We start from the raw sequence: 721 nt of genomic DNA, 5'->3' as shown, positions 1-721 counted from the left end.
CGCGTCCATTCGCTTGAGGGTGTGCTCGGCGGTCGCCGTCGCCGTCGGGGCGTCCGGGGCCCGGACCGTGTTGTCCGCGGTCGCCGTCGCGGTCGCCGCCGGGCCGTTCTGGCCGTTCTGGGCCAGCGCCTTGTCGATCTTGCGGTCGACGCCTTCCTGCGCCTTCCACGCCTCGTAGCCGACCTCGGCCACGTCGGCGATGTTCTCGAACCGCTGCCAGCCCTTGCCGACGCTGTCGGTGATGTCGTCGAGGTTCTTGATCCGGCTCATCTGGCGGCCCAGCGCCGCGATCAGCCGGGCGATCCGGGAGCCGATGTTGACGCCCAGCGCCACGGCCTTGCCCACGGCGTAGCCGATGAAGCCCGCGATGGAGGCGCCGAAGGTGAAGAACGCCGCCGCCGCGGCGGCGATTGCGCCCGCCAGCAGCGAACCCAGGAACTGGGCGATCATGTCGCGCACGATGTCGCGCAGCACCTGGACCAGCATGCCGCAGATCGCGACGATCTTGGCCTTCTGCTCCACCGCGTTGGCCAGGGAGTCCAGCTCCTTGCCCATGGCTTCCATGTTCTTCTGGAACGCCTCGGAGGACTGCCCGGTCCAGCCCTCGGGCTGGGTCAGCCCGTTGCGGTGGTCCTCGGCCAGCACGCGCAGCTCGGCCGCCTGCGTCTTGGTCGCCTCGACGTTGGCGTTGATCTCGTCGGGGTCGCCCATCAGCTGGTCG

1 protein-coding gene is annotated in these 721 nt (G+C 70.0%); it reads right to left on the bottom strand.

Annotation, left to right across the window (positions count from 1 at the left end):
* The coding region (locus IEZ00_RS24825; RefSeq protein WP_373293193.1) for a WXG100 family type VII secretion target at nt 1–721 on the bottom strand (721 nt) is incomplete at both ends.

It is taken from the genome of Saccharothrix coeruleofusca (assembly GCF_014648515.1).
Lineage (GTDB): Bacteria > Actinomycetota > Actinomycetes > Mycobacteriales > Pseudonocardiaceae > Actinosynnema > Actinosynnema coeruleofuscum.
The sequence above is the reverse complement of the archived record's forward strand: the minus strand, read 5'-3'. Positions and strand labels throughout refer to the sequence as shown.